We start from the raw sequence: 17,320 nt of genomic DNA, 5'->3' as shown, positions 1-17,320 counted from the left end.
GCGCGCTAGGCGGGCTCGCCCATGAAGGCCGGCATCCAGCCTTCGTGGGCGGTCTTGAGCGCGTCCAACTGGATGGCGGCCAGCAGGCCGCCCTGGCCGGTGAACGAGACCTCGTCGCCGCCAGCTTGGCCCACCACGTCGTAGGCGACCCCGGCCGCTTCGGCCTTGGCGTCCAGCTCGTCCAGTTGATCCCGGCGCACTGCAACGAGGTATCGGGCCTGGTCCTCGCCGAAAAAGACAGCGTGATCCGCCACATCCCCCTGGATGTTCAGGGCGACGCCGACGCCCGACGCCAGCGCCATCTCGACCGCCGCAGCGACGAGGCCGCCGTCCGAGAGGTCATGGACCACAGTCACATCGCCGGACTGGATGAGGTCGCGCACGAGGTCGCCGTTGCGCTTCTCGGTCGCCAGGTCGACCGGCGGTGGGGCGCCCTCTTCGCGGCCCTGGACCTCGCGCAGGTACATCGAGGCGCCCAGCCAGCCAGCCGTCTCGCCGATCAGCACCAGCTGGTCGCCGGGCTTCAGCGAGGCGAAGTCGGCGCGCCGGGCGTAGTCGGCGATCAGGCCCACGCCGCCCACGGCCGGGGTCGGCGGGATCGCCGCGCCATTGGTCTCGTTGTAGAGGCTGACGTTACCGCTCACGACCGGGAAGTCGAGCTCGCGGCAAGCCTCGGCCATGCCGTCGATGGCGCGCACGATCTGGCCCATGATCTCGGGCCGCTCGGGATTGCCGAAGTTCAGGTTGTCGGTGATGGCGATGGGCGTGGCGCCCACGGCCGTCAGGTTGCGCCACGCCTCGGCCACGGCCTGCTTGCCGCCCTCATAGGGATCGGCCTGGACGTAGCGGGGCGTGACGTCCGAGGTCATCGCCAGCGCCTTGCGGCCGCCGTGCACGCGCACGATCCCGGCGTCGGCGCCCGTGGCGCTGTCTTCCAGGGTGTCGGCCATCACGTGGCGGTCGTACTGCTCCCAGAGCCAGCGCTTGGACGCCATGTCCGGCGCGCTCATCAGCTTCAGGATCGCGGCGTTCCAGTCCGCGGGCGCCGGCACGTCCGCCGGCGACAGCACGGGCTGCGCCTTCGGGGCGACCCAGGGGCGGTCGTAGAGCGGGGCGTCGTCGAAGAGCGGGGCCAGCGGCACGTCGGCGACGGTCTCGCCGTGGTGCTTCAGCACCAAGTGGCCGGTGTCGGTGGTGACGCCGATGATGGCGGCGTCCAGGCCCCACTTCTCGAAGATGGCGTGGCCGTCACGCTCGCGGCCCGGCTTCAGGATCGCCAGCATGCGCTCCTGGCTCTCGGACAGCATCATCTCGTAGGCGGTCATGCCCTCTTCGCGCTGGGGCACGTGATCGAGGTCGAGCTCGATGCCAACGCCGCCCTTACCGGCCATCTCGACCGACGAGGAGGTGAGGCCGGCCGCGCCCATGTCCTGGATGGCGGCGACGGCGCCCGAGGCCATCAGTTCCAGCGTGGCCTCGATCAGCAGCTTCTCGGCGAAGGGGTCGCCGACCTGGACCGTGGGGCGCTTCTCCTCGGCGTCTTCCGAGAACTCGGCCGAGGCCATGGTGGCGCCGTGGATGCCGTCGCGGCCGGTCTTCGAGCCGAAGTAGACGACGCTGAGACCCGCCGCGGGCGCGGCCGAGTAGAAGATCTTGTCGGCGTCGGCCAGGCCCACGCACATGGCGTTGACCAGGATGTTGCCGTCATAGCCGCGGTGGAAGTTGGTCTCACCGGCCACCGTGGGCACGCCCACGCAATTGCCGTAGCCGCCGATGCCGGCGACGACGCCCGAGACGAGGCGGCGGGTCTTGGGATGGCTCGGGTCGCCGAAGCGCAGCGCGTTCAAGAGCGCGATCGGGCGGGCGCCCATCGTGAAGACGTCGCGCATGATGCCGCCGACGCCGGTGGCCGCGCCCTGGTACGGCTCGATGTAGGAGGGGTGGTTGTGGCTCTCCATCTTGAAGATGCAGGCCTCGCCGTCGCCGATATCGATGACACCGGCGTTCTCGCCTGGACCGCAGATCACCTTGGGCCCCGACGTGGGGAACTTGCCCAGATGGATCTTGCTGGATTTGTAGCTGCAGTGCTCGGACCACATCACCGAAAAGACGCCCAGCTCGACGTCGTTCGGCTCACGATTCAGCCGCTTGATGATGACGTCGTACTCGTCGGCCTTCAGGCCATACTCGGCGGCCTTCTCGGCCAGGGTCTTTGTGGGCTGGGCGCTCATGGCGCGCCTTCTAGACGGACTCTCTCGCGGGCGCGAGAGGCCCGGCGTCACAGGCATTGAACAGCGCGGTTTACGGGCGCGGTTTGCTGGCGTCGGGGGAAGCTGCTACCGCCGACCTTGCCCAAGGAGCGCCCGCCAAGATGCCCGCCGATCCGATCCCGCCCGAGGTCGACACCGCCTCGCTGATGGAGGCAGCGGCGGCGATGCACCGGCAAGGACAGTTCGGACCGGCGTCGGGGCTCTATTCCGAGGTACTGCGGCGCGATCCCAACCACGCCGAAGCCTACCACCAGCTCGGCCTGATCGCGATGCAGGTGCGCCAGCCGGAGAAGGCGGCCGAGATGTTCGCGCTGGCGCTCGGCGCGGGTCCGCCCACGGCCGCGATGTACGCCAATTTTGGAGAGGCGCTCATGGCGCTGGGGCGGCGGTCCGAGGCGATAGAGCAGTACACCCGCGCGGTGGCCCTGCAGCCCGATCTGGCCGAGGCCTACAGCCGCCGCGGCGACGCGGAACTGGCGCTGGGGCAGATCGCTGCCGCGCGCGCCAGCTTCGAGGCGGCCCTGGCGCGCAAGCCCGGCCTCGCCTCGGCGCATCTGGGCCTGGGCGGCGCGCTGAGCGCTGAGGGCCAGTTCGATGCGGCGCTAGCGGCTTTCGAGGCCGCGGCCGTGCTCAATCCGGGCAGCCTCGCGGCGCACTTCAACCGGGGCAACGTCCTGCGCGCGCTGGGCCGTGTGGACGAGGCGATCGCCAGCTACGACGCGGCCATCGCGCTGAACCCCGACTTCGCCATCGGCCACCACAACCGCGCGTTCTGCCTGCTCCAGGCCGGGCGGCTGGCCGAGGGCTTCGCGGGGTACGAGTGGCGGGCGAAGTGCCCCACCTTCGAGGACCCCCGGTACGGCCTGCCGAACCGCTGGACAGGCGCCCAGGACCTGGCGGGCAAGCGGCTCTTCATCTTTCCCGAGCTGTTCCTTGGCGACGTGATCCAGTTCAGCCGCTACGCCACGATGGCGGCGGCGCGGGGCGCGAAGGTGACGCTGGGCGCGCCGGCAGCCCTCCACGGCCTGCTGCAAGGCCTGGCCGGCGGGGTCGAGCTGGTCGGCGAAAGCGCGACGCCGGAGTTCGACCTGCAGGTCGCGCTGATGAGCCTGCCACACGCCTTCGGGACGACCCTGGAGACGCTGCCGGGCGCGGCGCAATACCTGTCGGCCGATCCGTCGCGGGTGGCGCGCTGGCGCGAGCGGATCGGGGCCCACGGCCTCAAGATCGGCGTCGTGTGGCAGGGCAGCACCCAGCCCTACGCTTTGCCGCTGGCACGGTCGTTTCCGCTGGCGATGCTCGCCGGCATCGCGGCGATCCCCGATGTACGCCTGATCAGCCTGCAGAAGGTCAACGGGCTTGAGCAACTGAACGCGCTGCCGCCCGGCATGGCGGTCGAGACGCTGGGCGACGACTTCGACCCGGGGCCGGACATGTTCGTCGACACTGCAGCGGCGATGATGGCCTGCGACCTGGTCATCACGCCCGACACTTCCACGGCCCATCTCGCTGGCGCGCTGGGCGTGCGGACCTGGGTGGCGCTGCCCTACGTGGCCGACTGGCGCTGGCTGATGGGACGCGCCGACAGCCCCTGGTATCCCAATACCCGGCTGTTCCGGCAGGCCGAGCGCGGGGTCTGGGACGCTGTGTTCGCCGAAATGGCCGCCACCGTGCGCGCGGAACGCGGCTAGGCCCAGCCGCAGCTTGATTTCCCCGCGCCGGCGTGTCCGGCTGCGGCCCTCGCGTGAGGGGGAGTTGGGAATGCTTCGGACGATTCTGGCGGGCGTTACGGCCGCCGCGGTGCTGACGGGTCAGCCGGCGATGGCGGCGCCCGCGCCAGCCAAGCTGAAAGCCGAGGCCGCGGCCAAGGTCGAGGCCCAGGCCAAGCTGGCCCAGCAGATCGTCGACACCGTCTTCAGCTTCGGCGAGCTGGGCTACCAGGAGTTCGAGACTTCCCGCTACCTGTCGGACCTGCTGGAGAAGAACGGCTTCACGGTCACGCGTGGCGTGTCGGGCATGCCGACCGCCTGGACCGCGACCTGGACGTCCGGGACAGGCGGGCCGGTGATCGCCCTCGGCAGCGATATCGACGGCATCCCGAAGGCCTCGCAGATGCCGGGCGTGGCCTATCGCAAGCCCATGGTCGAGGGCGCTCCTGGTCACGGCGAGGGGCACAACTCGGGCCAGGCGGTGAACATCGTGGCTGCGCTGGCGCTCAAGGAGATCATGACCCGGGAGAAGATCCCGGGAACGCTGATGCTTTGGCCGGGCGTGGCCGAGGAGTTGGTGGGGGCCAAGGCCTGGTTCGTGCGCGACGGCGTCTTCAAGAACGTCGACGCTACCATCTTCACCCACGTCGGCGACAACCTGCAGACCGGCTGGGGCCGGCCGCTGGGCACGGGCCTTGTGTCGGTCGAGTACACCTTCAGCGGCGAGTCCGCGCACTCGGCCATGGCGCCGTGGCGGGGCAAGAGCGCGCTGGACGCGGTCGAGCTGATGAACATGGGCTGGAACATGCGCCGCGAGCACCTACGGCCGCTGCAGCGCTCGCACTATGTGATCTCGGATGGCGGCGACCAGCCCAACGTCGTCCCGTCGAAGGCCAGCGTCTGGTACTTCTTCCGCGAGATCGACTTCGAGAATATCTCCAGGAACTACGCGCTCGGGAACAAGATCGCCGACGCGGCCGCGGCGATGACCGACACTACGGTGAGCCGGCGGATCGTGGGGACGGCCGCCCCGCGGCACTTCAGCAAGCCCATGGCGCTCGCGATGCAGGCCAACATCGACAAGGTCGGCCTTCCGACCTGGACGCCCGATGAGCAAGCGTTCGCGAAGGCGGTGCAGAAGCTGGTGGGCGGAGACCAGAACGGCCTCGCACTCAAGCTGAAGCCCCTGGGCGCGCCCACCGATCCGCCGGTCAGCGGCGGCTCGGACGACATCGGCGACATCTCGTGGACCGTGCCGACGGTGGTGCTGACCTATCCGTCGAACATCCCGAACCTGCCGGGCCACAACTGGGCGAACGCCATGTCTATGGCCACGCCGATCGCGCACAAGGGCGTGGTCTCGGGCGGCAAGGTGGTGGCGATGACCGTGCTGGACCTGCTGCTGGATCCCAAGCTGTTGCCGGCGGCCAAGACCTACTTCACGACCGAGCAGGTCAAGGAAGGCCGCTACGAGCCGATCATCGGCGCGAGCGACAAGCCGGTGATCGAGCGCAACGCCGACATCATGGCGACCTACCGGCCGCTGATGAAGCCGCTGTACTACGACGCCGCGAAGTACCCGACCTACCTGGATCAGCTGGGCGTGAAGTTCCCGGAGCTGACGCCGCCGGCGAAGCCCTAACGCGTCTGGCCGCCATCGACGGGCACCACCGCGCCGGTAACGAAGCTGGCGAGCGGGCTCAGCAGGAAGGCGGCCACGGCGCCGATTTCTTCGGGCTTGCCGTAGCGCTTCAGAGGGACCTCGCGGTTGATCCAGCGGGCCCAGTTTTCGGCGCGGGGGCCGGTCGAGTTCGCTTCCCAGGTCCCGCCCGGGAAGATGATGTTGCCGGGCGCGATGGCGTTGACCCGCACGTTCTTGGGACCGGCGATGCGGGCCAGCTCCTTGGTCATGTGGTTCATGGCCGCCTTCGACGTGCCGTAGGTCATGGCTGTGCCCAATGCCCCCAGGCCGGCGATCGAACTGATCAGCAGGACTGAGCCCTCGCCTCGTGGTGTCATGCGGCGCAGGGCGGCGCGTGACAGGCGCCAGGCCGAGTCCAGGTTCTGGGTGAAGCCGGCGTCCCAGGTCTCGTCGTCCACCTCGAAGCCGGGCGGGCAGGGGTAGAGCCCCACGTTGGCGACGGCGCCGAAGATCGGGCCCAGTTCGTCCTCGGTGCGGGCGACCGCGTCCTCGATGACCTGTGTGTCGCGCATGTCGCCGCTGATCGCGAGCAGCCGGTCGGCCCCATAGGCGTCGGCCAGACGCGCCCGCTCGGCCTCGAGCGCCTCGGCGCCGCGGGCGGTGATCGCCAGCTTCGCGCCCTCGGCCAGGCAGGCTTCCACGATGCCCAGCCCGATGCCCCGGCTGGCGCCGGCGATGAAGATGACCTTGCCGTCGAGTCCCAGGTGCATGCGCCTATTCCCGCCCTTCGAGGATGGCCAGCGCCTGTTCGGCCAGGGGCAGGCAGCCGTTGATGGCCTCGCCCTCGCGGGCCGAGTTGCCGCCCAGGATGCGGCGGTAGACGCCCTGGCTGATCGAGGCCAGGCGGAAGATCGAGAACGCCATCAGGAACGGCCAGTCCTCGATCTCGCCGCGGCCGGTGCGCTCGCAGTAGCGCGCGACGTACTCGGCCTCGGTCGGAATGCCCGAGGTGGCGAAGTCGACGCCGTCCAGGCTTCCCCAGCCCGGCGAATGCGAGCGCCAGATGAAGCCGTTGTAGGCGATATCGGCCAGGGGGTGGCCGATGGTGGAAAGCTCCCAGTCCAGCACGGCCACGATGCGGTTCTCGGTCGGGTGGAACATCACGTTCTCGAGCCGGTAGTCGCCGTGCGCAATCGAAACCGACTGGTCCGTGGGAATGCGCGCCGGCAGCTTGTCGATCAGCGCGTCCATGGCCGGGATCTCGTCGGTCTTGGCGCCTTCATACTGGCGGGTCCAGCGGGCGATCTGACGCTCGAAGTAGTTGCCGGGCCGGCCGTAGTCGCCCAGGCCCACCGCCTCGAAGTCCACCTGGTGCAGCTTGGCCAGGGTGGCGTTCAGGTCGTCGTAGATCTCGGCGCGATCCGTGGGCGTCAGGCCGGGCAGGGTGGCGTCGCGGAAGATGCGGCCTTCCAGATAATCCATTACGTAGAACGTGGCGCCGATGACGTCGGGCTCCTCGCACAGCGCGCGCATCTTCGGGACCGGGACCTGCCCTTCGAGGGCGCGCATCGCCCGGAACTCGCGGTCGACCTGGTGAGCCGAGGCGAGGAGCTGGCCTGGCGGCTTCTTGCGCAGGACATAGCGGTGGCCATCGCCGCCCGTCACCAGGAACGTCGGGTTGGAGGCGCCGCCCTGGAACTGCTGGACGCGGAGCGGGCCGCGATAGCCCTCGACATTCGCCGCCATCCAGTCGGCGAGGCGGGCTTCATCGAACCGATGCGCCGGGAGGACGTCGCGGACCGGGGGATCGGGGGCTTCGGAGGTGCTCATGGCCGCCATGCTCCCAATCCCGCCGCCCGGGTCAACGGGGACGCCACGGAACCCCCGTGCAACGCGCCTCAGTTCGCCGGGATCACCGGAAGCTCGATCGAGGACGCCGTCTCGCCGCTGACGTAGATTCTCTGCGTGGCCTTCCGGTAGTCCGACGGCTTGGCGAAGAAGATGTTCGGCACGAACGTCTGCGGGTTGCGGTCGTAGAGCGGGAACCAGCTGGACTGCACCTGCACCATGATCCGGTGGCCCGGCTTGAAGACGTGGTTCGTGGGCGGCAGTTCGTAGCGGTAGGTCTGGACCTTGCCGGCCGGGATGGGCGTCGGCTTCTCCAGGCTCTCACGGTAGCGGCCGCGGAAGATCTCCATGGCCACGCCCAGTTCGTAGCCGCCCATCTGCGGGTCGGACGGGACCGTGTCGGGATAGACGTCGATCAGCTTCACGACCCAGTCGCTGTCGGTCCCGCTGGTGGACGCGAAGAGGTTCACCACCGGCTCGCCCGAGATCTTGAGCGGCGCCTTGAGGGGCTCGGTCACGAAGGTCAGCACGTCGGGGCGCCCGTCCACGTGGCGCTGGTCCGACGTGAGCCAGAAGCGCCATTGGTCGGCGTCATCCCACCGCACCGGGCGGCGCACATAGGGCACAGGCTTGGCGGGGTCGGAGACGTACTCTTCGAACATCTGCCCCTTCGCCATGGCCTTGTCGAAGGACAGCCCCATCCCCGGATTGAGGTACAGCGGCTTGAGCTGGGTGGTTTGCGGATACTTCTGCAGTCGGTCCCAGCGCATCGATCCGCTGTCGAAGATGAACACCGGCGGGATGTTGGCCTTGGCGCCATTCGTCTTCAGGTGTTCGTCGAGGAACGGCTTCATGACCGTCAGCCGGAACTCGGTGGCGGTGTCGCCGGGCAGTTTCAGGTTCGGACCCAGCTGGCGCTGTTCGTAGTTGACGCCCGAGTGCCGCCAAGGCCCCAGCGCCAGGAAGTTCATGTCGTTGTTCGTGTCCTTGGCCTCGGTGGCTTCATAGGCGTGGATGGCGCCGTAGATGTCCTCCTGGTCCCAAAGGGCGCCCACCCACAGCGTCGGCACCTTCAGCGGCTGCTTCGCCAGCAGCTTGTCCACCGCCTGCTCCTGCCAGAACTGATCGTAGGCGGGGTGCTCGGCGATCTTGCGCCAGGCGGGGATCTGGTCGAGGCCGGCGGCCTTGGCGTAGTCGCCGGCCGAGCCGGCGCGCTGGAAATTGTCGTAGTCGTCGAAAGCCTGGCGCGGGATGTCGTCGCCTTCGCCCTTGCCGGTCATCTGGCTGGTGAACCAGTCGAAGTTGGTGGTCCGGAAGGCGCCGTTCTGGAACCAGTCGTCGCCCATCCAGCCGTCCACCATCGGGCTCTGCGGCACGGCCGCCTTCAGCGCCGGGTGGGGGTTGATCAGCGCCATGGCCGCCGTAAAGCCGGGATAGGATGACCCGGTGATCCCGACGCGGCCGTTGCTCTCCTTCACGTTCTTCACCAGCCAGTCGATTGTGTCGTAGGCGTCGGTGGAATGATCGACCTTGGTGTTGTTCAGCGGCCCGATCAGCGGGCGGTTCAGGACGTAGTCGCCCTCGGACCCGTACTTGCCGCGGACGTCCTGGTAGATGCGGATGTAGCCGTCGGCGAGGAAGGGCTCGTCCACCATCTGCCCGGTGGCGGCGGCGTGCGGCGACAGCGCCCGCTGGGCGGCGCGCCTGGCGTTGTAGGGCGTGCGCGTCAGCAGGATCGGCGCGTCCTTGGCCCCCTTCGGGATGATCATCACCGTGTAGAGCTTCACCCCGTCGCGCATGGGGACCATCTCGACGCGCTTCTCGTAGTCGTAAGTCGCCCTGGGCCACTCGAAGTCCTTGGCGATGTCGGGGGTCATGTACGGCGTTGCGGGCTGGGCTACGGCGGACGAGACAGCGAGGGCGACGCAGGCGGCGGCGCCGGCCAGCAGGACTTGGAAACGCATGGAGTTCCTCGGGAGATCTATGCCGCGAGCTTAGGGCCTCGCGGGGCCGGGGCAACGGCCGGAAATGCAAACGCCGTCGACCTTGCGGTCGACGGCGCTGCAATCGTTCAGATCCGGTATCGGATCAGGCCTTGGCGACCGCCAGCCGACGGCGGCGCAGCGAGGCGCCGGCCAGGCCGAAGCCGCCGATCATAAGAGCCCAGGTCGTGGGCTCCGGAACCGCGGCGATCGCGTCGTTGATGAAGTCGGTGTGGATGAAGATCGGCACGTAGCCGGAGAACTCGCCCCAGCCCGAGTTCAGGCCGCCGCCGAAGTCACCGAAGTTCGGACCGAAGGTCAGGCCGTACGAGTTCACCGAGGCGAGCTTGCCGTCGATGAAGGCGCCACCGCCCGAGTCGCCACCGGCGACGCCGACCTCGCGATCGCCGAGACCCAAATCATTGAAGAAGGTATTGCCGAGTGGTCCCAGCCCAAGCGCGTTGGCGATACGCCGCGACTGGTTCTGCGCCTGCAGGCCATTGTCGAAATCCGAGATATAGCTGAATTCGACTTCAGCGGTGCCGAAGAAGTTCTCACCGTTCCCGTCGAGATCCGTGAAGAAGCCCTGGAAGAGCGCATTACCCCAAGCATAGTCGTACTTGTTGTCGCCCTCACGCAGCAAGCCGGTGCTGGGCAGAGCCGAGACGCCCGCCGCGCCGCCGACGTCAGACCGGCCGCCGTAGCCGTTGACGTTGAAGGTTTTGCCGGTGAGATCGCCTTCGTCGTACAGTTCATAGCGCTGAGCGAACGCCGGGGCGTAGTCGGCCAGGCGAAGAACGGCGATGTCGTTCTGGTCGATGACCTCGCCCGTGTAGTCCTGGTGCACCGTGTAGTCGACGACCTCGATCGCCACGGCGTTGGCGTTGAACGGCACGCGTTCGTCAGGCTGGGTGCTGTAGTCCCAGAAGTAGGCGGTGGTTTTCACCAGGTCGGCGTCCTCGACGCCGCCGCCGCCGCTCACGCAGTGGCCGGCCGTCACAATCGACTGACCGCCGCCGACGAGGCTGCCCGAGCAGATGAAGCGGTTGCCGTTGGCGTATTCCATGATCAGCGCCGCGGTGCCGCTGTGCTTGGCCGGGTCGGGCAGATAGGTCGCATTGCCGCCCGGGCCAAGGCGCGTGACGCCGTTGACGTCGACAGTCCCCTGACCCGTCGGGCCCATGCCGATGATCGTGCTTTGCGCGGTCCAGCTCAGGCCGTTGGCCTCGCCGGAAATCACGGCGGCCGACGCGGCCCCCGCCGACATCGCGACCGTCGTCGCACCCATGGCCAGCCGAAGAGCCAGCCGCTTATTTCCCCACAACATAAAGTAGCCCCTTAACCACATTCCCTTAACCAAGATTGCCGTTGTGTGACGGGGGGCTGTCAACGAACATTGTTGCAAATCGCGCGACGAACGGCACGTTTTCCCCTGAGGGTTGAATTATGGGGTCGTGTTTTCCCCCGCCGCGGACCCTCGCGACCAGATGCCTGAAAATTCGGCGCCGATAGCGCCCTCATCTTCCGGTTGAGGATTACGCTGTCGCGGTTGGGCCGTGTGTGAGCAGGCGGCCAGGCGCTGCCCGTGTCAGGCGCTGGCGAGGGCGCTCTGAAACAGAATCGCGCCGTCGGCCGAGCCCAGTTCCGCCTCGAACGCCCGGTCGGGGTGGGGCATCAGGCCCAGGACGTTGCCCCGCGGATTGATGATGCCGGCGATGTCGCGGGCCGAACCGTTCGGATTGTTGAGGTAGCGGAACACCACCTGACCTTCGCCCTCAAGCCGGTCCAGCGTGGCCTCGTCGGCGAAGAAGTTCCCCTCGCCGTTGCCGACGGTCATCGTCGCCTGACGGCGGCCCTGATAGCCGGCGGTGAAGCGGGTCTGGCTGTTGGTGACCTCGAGGTCGACGGCCTTGCAGACGTACTTCAGCTTTTCGTTGCGCAGCAGAGCCCCGGGCAGCAGGCCCATCTCGCACAGCACCTGGAAGCCGTTGCAGATACCCACCGTGGCCACGCCCCGCTCGGCGGCGGCCTTGACCTCGGACATTACCGGCGAGAGCGAGGCCATCGCCCCACAGCGCAGGTAGTCGCCGTAGGAGAACCCGCCCGGCAGGACGATCAGGTCCAGGCTGTCCGGAAGTCGCGTTTCGCCGTGCCAGACCATGTCGACCGTAGCCCCGGTGGACCGTTCGATGGCGACCTTGCAGTCGCGGTCGCAGTTGGAACCCGGGAAGACGATGACGGCGGCTTTCATGCCGCGCGCGGTAGCATGCTTCGGGGGCGGAGTCAGGCGCGCTCGACGACCGGCGCCGGGAAGGCGTCGCGGAAGGTGAAGGCGTCGATGGTCGGACCGAGGCGCGCCAGGATGTCGAGGCGCTCGAAGCCGTCGTCGAACGCGGGGCGGTGGCCGACGGGGATCCACCAGAGGGCCATGTACACGTCCATGTGCTCGAACCACTCGCGACGACGCTTGAGGACCGCCATGTGGTCGGATCGATAGACGAAGGCGCCCAGCGCCTGAGGGGTTTCCCAGACCGAGAGGTTGGGGATCAGCAGCGGGTCGGACTTGATCGGCTGGCTTGTGGAGTCGAAGCCTTCGCCCTTCAGCCGCCAGACGAATCCGGCGTGCGATTCGGCCATGGCGTTGATGCGGTCGAGGTTGGCGACAAAGTCGGCTGTCTCCGGCGCGTCGATGGGAGCCCTGAGCCGCGCGAGGTTGAACTGGGCCAGGTGGAAACCGGTCATTGCGAGCCCTTCCGCGTCCACGTCTTCAGGCCTTCGAGATAGGCCAGCAGCTCATCGTAGGCCTTCTGGCTTCCGTATCGGCAGCCGGTGGTCACGACCGTGCCGCCGCCGGCCTTCTGCATCATGATCGCAGGGTGCGCCGGCGCCGAAGCCTGAGTGATCAGGTAGGACGTGCCGCCATCAACGCTAGAGTAGAAGCGGTAGGGCTCCGCCGTTTCGACGGGGGCGGGGTCGAGCTTAGGCTGGGCCGCCAGCGCGGCGGCCTGCGCCTCGAAAGGCTGGGCGCAGTCGAGACCGAGGTAGGTGGATTTATCCTCCACCCCCGGCGGCGTGCAGGCGGATAGGGCGAGGGCGACCGGCAGGAGCGCCGCCGCAAGCCTCACCTAGGCCAGCTCCACCCGGTAGCTTTCGATGACCGTGTTCGCGAGCAGCTTCTCGCACATGGCCTTCACCTCGGCCTCGGCGGCGGCGGCGTCGCCGGCCTTGAGGTCAAACTCGATGGTCTTGCCGACCCGGACCTGGCTGACGCCGTCCCAGCCCAGGCCGTGCAGCGCCTGCTCGACCGCCTTGCCCTGCACGTCGAGGACGCCGGGCTTCAGGAACACATGGACCTTTGCGCGCACTAGTGGAGACCCCCCTGAATCACGGTGGGCATCTCCTTCATGATCCCGAGCCGCCGCGCAACCTCGGTGTAGCTTTCGATGACGTTGCCCAAGTCGCGGCGGAAGCGGTCTTTGTCCAGCTTCTCGTTGGTGATCGAGTCCCACAAGCGGCAGCTGTCGGGGCTGATCTCGTCGGCCAGGATCACCCGGGCGAAATCGTTCTCGTAGATGCGGCCGAACTCGATCTTGAAGTCCACCAGCGTGATTCCGACGCCGCCGAACAGTCCGGTCAGGAAGTCGTTCACCCGTAGAGTGAGGGCCATCATGTCGTCGATTTCCTGGGTCGAGGCCCAGTTGAAGGCCGTGATGTGCTCCTCCGAGACCATCGGGTCGTGGAGCTTGTCGTCCTTCAGGTAGAATTCGATGATCGAGCGCGGCAGCGGCTGGCCCTCGGGAATGCCGTAGCGCGTCGAGAGCGAGCCGGCGGCCACGTTGCGGCAAACCACCTCCAGCGGGATGATCTCGAGCTCCTTGATCAGCTGCTCGCGCAGGTTCAGCCGCTTGATGAAGTGGTTCTGAACTCCGATCGAGTTCAGCTTCGTCATGATGTACTCGGAGATCCGGTTGTTGATGACGCCCTTGCCCTCGAGGACGGCCTTTTTGGTGGCGTCGAAGGCGGTGGTGTCGTCCTTGAAGTACTGGATCAGCGTGCCGGGCTCGGGGCCCTCGTACAGGATCTTGGCCTTCCCCTCGTAGATCTTCTTACGGCGGGTCATTGTGGGGCCTTCTCCATGGGCGAGGACTTGTCCGGTTCGGGGAAACGAAAAACGCGCGCGATGTTGTCAGTCGCGCGCGGGTCCGACTCGGCCTCTCGCCCCATTCAGGCAAGGCAAAAATAGCGTGTGCGACGCTGCGGCGCAAACCAGCGGCGCGGTTGCCGCTTTCCATTGCGGGCCCGTTCGGCGCACGATATGGGATCGCCCGCTCTACGCAGTTGACCCCTAGGACCCGATGACGACCTTCAACGAACGCGAACAAGGCTTCGAGAAGAAGTTCGCCCTCGACCAGGAGCAGGATTTCAAGGCGCATGCGCGCCGGAACCGCGCCCTGGGACAGTGGGCCGCAGGCCTGATGGGCCTCGAAGGCGCACACGTCGAGGAATACGCCAAGGCCGTGGTGAAGTCGGACTTCGAGCTGCCGGGCGACGAGGACGTGTTCCGCAAAGTCTACGAAGACCTCAAGGGCTCGGGCGTCGCCGTCTCTGAAGGCGAAGTCCGCATGAAGATGGCCGAGCTCCTGGCCCAGGCGCGCGAAAGCGTGCGGGCGGGGAACTAAGGTGCGCTCCCTCCCTGGAAGGGGAGGGAAGGCTTCATTTGAGCTGGGCGGCCAGGAACTTGCGAATCCCTGGCCCATAGGGCGGGCGCAGCGCCTTCAGCGGCCCGATGTCCTTCTTGATCTGGCTGAACACGGCCTTGCGGTGGCTGAACTCGCGGAAGCCGTCGGCGCCGTGGTAGCTGCCCATGCCCGACGGGCCGACGCCGCCGAATGGCAGCTCCTCCTGGGCCACATGCATGATCACGTCGTTGACCGTGACGCCGCCGGCGGTGGTCGACGCCAGCACGGTCTCGCGCTCGGCCGCGTCGTCGCCGAAGTAGTAGAGCCCCAGCGGGCGATCGTGTCCGTTCACGTAGGCGATGGCCTCTTCGACGGTGCGATAGCTCTTCACCGGTAGGACCGGGCCGAAGATTTCCTCCTGCATCACCTTCATGTCGTCGGTGGGCTCCAGGATCAGCGTGGGGGCGATCTTCCGGTGCTCCTGCTGCGAGAGGTCCTCGCCTTCGGGCTTCAGCTCGACGATCCGGGCGCCCTTGGCGCGGGCGTCGTCGATGTAGCCGGTGATCCGCTCGTAGTGGCGCTGGGCGATCACCGAGGTGTAGTCGGGGTTGTCCTTGATCGCCGGGAACATCTGGGCGACCGAGGCGCGCGCGGCGTCCACGAAGCCGTCGATCCGGTCATGCGGGGCAAGGACATAGTCGGGCGCAAGGCAGATCTGGCCGGCGTTCAGGGTCTTGCCGTTCATCACCCGGGCGGCGGCGGTCTGCAGGTCGGCGCTGCGGCCCAGGATGACGGGGCTCTTGCCGCCCAGCTCCAGCGTGACCGGAACCAGGTTCTCGGCCGCGGCCCGCATGACGTGGCGCGCCACCGATGTGGCCCCGGTGAAGATGAGGTGATCGAAGGCCAGCCGCGAAAAGGCCTCGCCCTCCTCCGGGCCGCCGGTGATCACGGCGATCTCCTCCTCTGAAAAGGCGCCGCCGAACATGGTCTTCATCAGCTCGGAGGTGGCCGGCGTGTACTCCGACGGCTTGATCATCGCCCGGTTGCCCGCCGCCAGGATTCCGGCCAGGGGCGCGAAGGTGAGGTTCACCGGGAAGTTCCAGGGGCTGATCACGCCCACCACGCCCTTGGGCTGGTAGCGCACCTCGGCCTTGGCGCCCAGCATGCCCAGGATGGCCGGTGTGGTCTTGCGCCTCTCGGGCTTCATCCAGGCGCGCAGGTGATCGCGGGCGTGCTTCAGCGGGCCGATGGAGCCGGCGATGTCGGTCACCGCCGTGGCCTCGCGCGAGCGCGAGCCGAAGTCGATGTTCACCGCGTCCTCGATAGCCGCGCGGTTCTCGCGCAGCAGGCGGATGCAGCGGTCGATCCGCTCGATCCGCAGCTCGGCCGAGGCCTCCCCGTCGCGCAGGTGCGCCGCCTTCTGGGCCTCGAGGATCGCCTGCATGTCCATCTGTATCTCCCGTCGTTGGGGAGAGGTGAGAGGCCTTACGCGGGGCGCGTCAAGGGCGGCCCGACGCCGACAGCACGGGGCGGCTCACCTTCTTGGGCACGATCTGCGCCCACGCCTCCAGAACAAGGTCCGCAAGCTCGGCGTTGTCGAGGTGCGCGATCTCCACATAGCTCCAGTAGACGGTCGCGACGGGGCACTTGCTGAACGTCTCGGGCCGGATCTCGAACAGCAGCTCCTGGTGGCCCTTGTCGAGCTTCAGGATCACGCGGCCGTCGATGGCCAGCGCGAAGCTTTTCTTGCCCACGTTGAACCAAGGGTTGCCCTTGTAGGTGACCTCGTGCGCCCCCGGCAGGGCGAGGGCGAGGCGGCGGAGGTCATCGATCGTGGAGATGACGCCGCCTCCTGTGCGCTACTCGGCCGCCAGAGCCTTGGCGTGGGCGTCCTCGCCGAAGACGCGGGCGAAGATCACGTCGACGTTCTTGAAGTGGTAGCCCAGGTCGAAGAGGTCTTCGAGTTCGGCGTCGGCGAGCGTGATCTCGGGATCGGCCTTCAGGAAGTCGAGGAAGGCGCCTTCGCCGCGCCAGACCTTCATGGCGTTGCGTTGGACCGCGGCATAGCTGGCTTCACGCGAAAGGCCCTTCTGCGTCAGCCCCAGCAGCACGCGTTGCGAATGCACCAGGCCGCCCAGGCGGTCGAGGTTCTTGGCCATGTTCTCGGGGTAGACGACCAGGCGTTCCACCACGCCCGCCAGGCGGCGCAGCGCGAAGTCGAGGTGGACGCAGGCATCGGGGCAGATGCCGCGCTCGACGGACGAGTGGCTGATATCGCGCTCGTGCCAGAGCGCCACGTTCTCCATGGCGGGAACCACGGCCGAGCGCACGAGGCGGGAAAGGCCGGTCAGATTCTCGGTCAGGATCGGGTTGCGCTTGTGCGGCATGGCCGAGGAACCCTTCTGCCCCGGATCGAACGGCTCTTCCGCCTCCAGCACCTCGGTGCGCTGAAGGTGCCGGATCTCGATGGCCAGCCGCTCGATCGAGCTGGCGACCACGGCGAGGGCGGCGAAATAGGCCGCGTGGCGGTCGCGCGGGATCACCTGGGTCGAGACAGGTTCGACGGCCAGGCCCATCTTGTCGGCGACGTAGGCCTCCACCTCGGGCGCCACGTTGGCGAACGTGCCGACGGCGCCCGACACCGCGCAGGTCGCGATCTCGAAGCGGGCCATCGCCAGGCGCTCCTTGGCGCGCTGGAACTCGGCATAGTGGCCCGCCAGCTTGAGCCCGAAGGTGGTGGGTTCGGCGTGGATCGCGTGGCTGCGGCCTACGGTCGGCGTCAGGCGGTGCTCGTAGGCACGGCGCCGGAGGGCGGCCAGCACCATATCGACGTCTTCCATCAGGAGGTCGGTGGCGCGGCAGAGCTGGACGGCGAGGGTGGTGTCATTGACGTCCGACGACGTCATGCCCTGGTGCAGGAAGCGGGCTTCGGGGCCCACGATCTCAGTGACGTGGGTGAGGAAGGCGATCACGTCGTGCTTCACCTCGCGCTCGATCTCGTCGATGCGGTCGGCGTTCCAGATCGCGTCTCGGCCCTTTTCCCAGATGACCCGGGCGGCCTCCTTCGGGATCACGCCCAGGTCCGCCATCGCGTCGGCGGCGTGGGCCTCGATCTCGAACATGATCTTGAATCGGGTCTGGGGCGACCAGACGTCGGCGGCTTCCTTGCGGGTGTAGCGGGGGATCATGC

At 67.8% G+C, this 17,320-nt stretch carries 15 protein-coding genes and 2 pseudogenes; 3 read left to right on the top strand and 14 right to left on the bottom strand.

Annotation, left to right across the window (positions count from 1 at the left end; all coding sequences use genetic code 11):
• Positions 1-5: 5 nt before the first annotated feature.
• Complete coding sequence (purL, locus tag ACQ66R_RS05285) at positions 6-2,231, bottom strand: phosphoribosylformylglycinamidine synthase subunit PurL (RefSeq protein ID WP_430419879.1); 2,226 nt, start codon at positions 2,229-2,231, stop codon at positions 6-8.
• Between the two features lie 140 nt (positions 2,232-2,371).
• Between purL and ACQ66R_RS05280 the strand changes: the two genes are divergently transcribed.
• A complete protein-coding gene (locus ACQ66R_RS05280; protein WP_430419877.1) occupies positions 2,372-3,961 on the top strand; it encodes a tetratricopeptide repeat protein in 1,590 nt (529 codons plus the stop codon).
• A 70-nt stretch (positions 3,962-4,031) separates the two neighbouring features.
• Positions 4,032-5,621: an amidohydrolase gene (locus tag ACQ66R_RS05275; RefSeq protein WP_430419875.1), complete on the top strand. Its 1,590-nt coding sequence runs from the start codon at positions 4,032-4,034 to the stop codon at positions 5,619-5,621.
• Here ACQ66R_RS05275 and ACQ66R_RS05270 read toward each other — a convergent pair.
• The 10 genes and pseudogenes from ACQ66R_RS05270 to purC all read right to left on the bottom strand — a co-directional run bounded on the left by ACQ66R_RS05270 (position 5,618) and on the right by purC (position 13,571).
• Complete coding sequence (locus tag ACQ66R_RS05270) at positions 5,618-6,391, bottom strand: SDR family NAD(P)-dependent oxidoreductase (RefSeq protein ID WP_430419873.1); 774 nt, start codon at positions 6,389-6,391, stop codon at positions 5,618-5,620. The two genes, ACQ66R_RS05275 and ACQ66R_RS05270, sit on opposite strands and share 4 nt — an antisense overlap.
• A 4-nt stretch (positions 6,392-6,395) precedes the next feature.
• Positions 6,396-7,451, bottom strand: a complete 1,056-nt coding sequence (locus tag ACQ66R_RS05265; RefSeq protein WP_430419871.1) for a phosphotransferase — start codon at positions 7,449-7,451, stop codon at positions 6,396-6,398.
• 68 nt (positions 7,452-7,519) lie between these two features.
• Positions 7,520-9,433, bottom strand: a complete 1,914-nt coding sequence (locus ACQ66R_RS05260) for a CocE/NonD family hydrolase (RefSeq protein ID WP_430419869.1) — start codon at positions 9,431-9,433, stop codon at positions 7,520-7,522.
• 124 nt (positions 9,434-9,557) lie between these two features.
• A pseudogene (locus ACQ66R_RS05255) lies at positions 9,558-9,671 on the bottom strand (PEPxxWA-CTERM sorting domain-containing protein); the annotation flags it as partial.
• A 477-nt stretch (positions 9,672-10,148) separates the two neighbouring features.
• Positions 10,149-10,517 (bottom strand): annotated as a pseudogene (locus ACQ66R_RS05250) (trypsin-like serine protease); the annotation flags it as partial.
• Between the two features lie 522 nt (positions 10,518-11,039).
• Positions 11,040-11,702, bottom strand: coding sequence for a phosphoribosylformylglycinamidine synthase subunit PurQ (gene purQ / locus ACQ66R_RS05245; RefSeq protein ID WP_430419867.1), 663 nt, complete (start codon positions 11,700-11,702; stop codon positions 11,040-11,042).
• A gap of 32 nt (positions 11,703-11,734) precedes the next feature.
• Positions 11,735-12,193 (bottom strand): DUF3291 domain-containing protein, encoded by a 459-nt coding sequence (locus tag ACQ66R_RS05240; protein ID WP_430419865.1) that lies wholly within the window; start codon positions 12,191-12,193, stop codon positions 11,735-11,737.
• Entirely contained in the window at positions 12,190-12,576 is a 387-nt protein-coding gene (locus tag ACQ66R_RS05235) for a hypothetical protein (protein WP_430419863.1), read from the bottom strand. Before ACQ66R_RS05235 ends, ACQ66R_RS05240 begins: the two co-directional genes overlap by 4 nt.
• Positions 12,577-12,816 carry a phosphoribosylformylglycinamidine synthase subunit PurS gene (gene purS / locus ACQ66R_RS05230; protein WP_293365296.1) on the bottom strand — a complete coding sequence of 80 codons (240 nt, stop codon included), beginning with the start codon at positions 12,814-12,816 and terminating at the stop codon, positions 12,577-12,579.
• Entirely contained in the window at positions 12,816-13,571 is a 756-nt protein-coding gene (gene purC / locus ACQ66R_RS05225; protein ID WP_430419861.1) for a phosphoribosylaminoimidazolesuccinocarboxamide synthase, read from the bottom strand. Before purC ends, purS begins: the two co-directional genes overlap by 1 nt.
• A 235-nt stretch (positions 13,572-13,806) precedes the next feature.
• On the opposite strand from purC, the gene ACQ66R_RS05220 reads away from it, so the two are divergent.
• On the top strand, positions 13,807-14,130 hold the full coding sequence (locus tag ACQ66R_RS05220; protein ID WP_430419859.1) for a DUF1476 domain-containing protein: 324 nt from the start codon (positions 13,807-13,809) through the stop codon (positions 14,128-14,130).
• A 34-nt stretch (positions 14,131-14,164) separates the two neighbouring features.
• Here the strand turns inward: ACQ66R_RS05220 and ACQ66R_RS05215 are convergent, their stop codons facing one another.
• The 3 genes from ACQ66R_RS05215 to purB are packed head-to-tail and all read right to left on the bottom strand — an operon-like array spanning position 14,165 to position 17,318.
• Entirely contained in the window at positions 14,165-15,580 is a 1,416-nt protein-coding gene (locus ACQ66R_RS05215) for a coniferyl aldehyde dehydrogenase (protein WP_430419857.1), read from the bottom strand.
• Positions 15,581-15,629: 49 nt separating this feature from the next.
• Positions 15,630-15,932, bottom strand: a complete 303-nt coding sequence (locus ACQ66R_RS05210) for an MmcQ/YjbR family DNA-binding protein (protein ID WP_430426212.1) — start codon at positions 15,930-15,932, stop codon at positions 15,630-15,632.
• A 57-nt stretch (positions 15,933-15,989) separates the two neighbouring features.
• Positions 15,990-17,318 carry an adenylosuccinate lyase gene (gene purB, locus ACQ66R_RS05205; RefSeq protein ID WP_430419855.1) on the bottom strand — a complete coding sequence of 443 codons (1,329 nt, stop codon included), beginning with the start codon at positions 17,316-17,318 and terminating at the stop codon, positions 15,990-15,992.
• Positions 17,319-17,320 lie beyond the last annotated feature (2 nt).

This window comes from Phenylobacterium sp. (genome assembly GCF_965284355.1).
Classification (GTDB): Bacteria; Pseudomonadota; Alphaproteobacteria; order Caulobacterales; family Caulobacteraceae; genus Phenylobacterium.
This window is presented reverse-complemented; position numbering and strand designations above follow the sequence as displayed.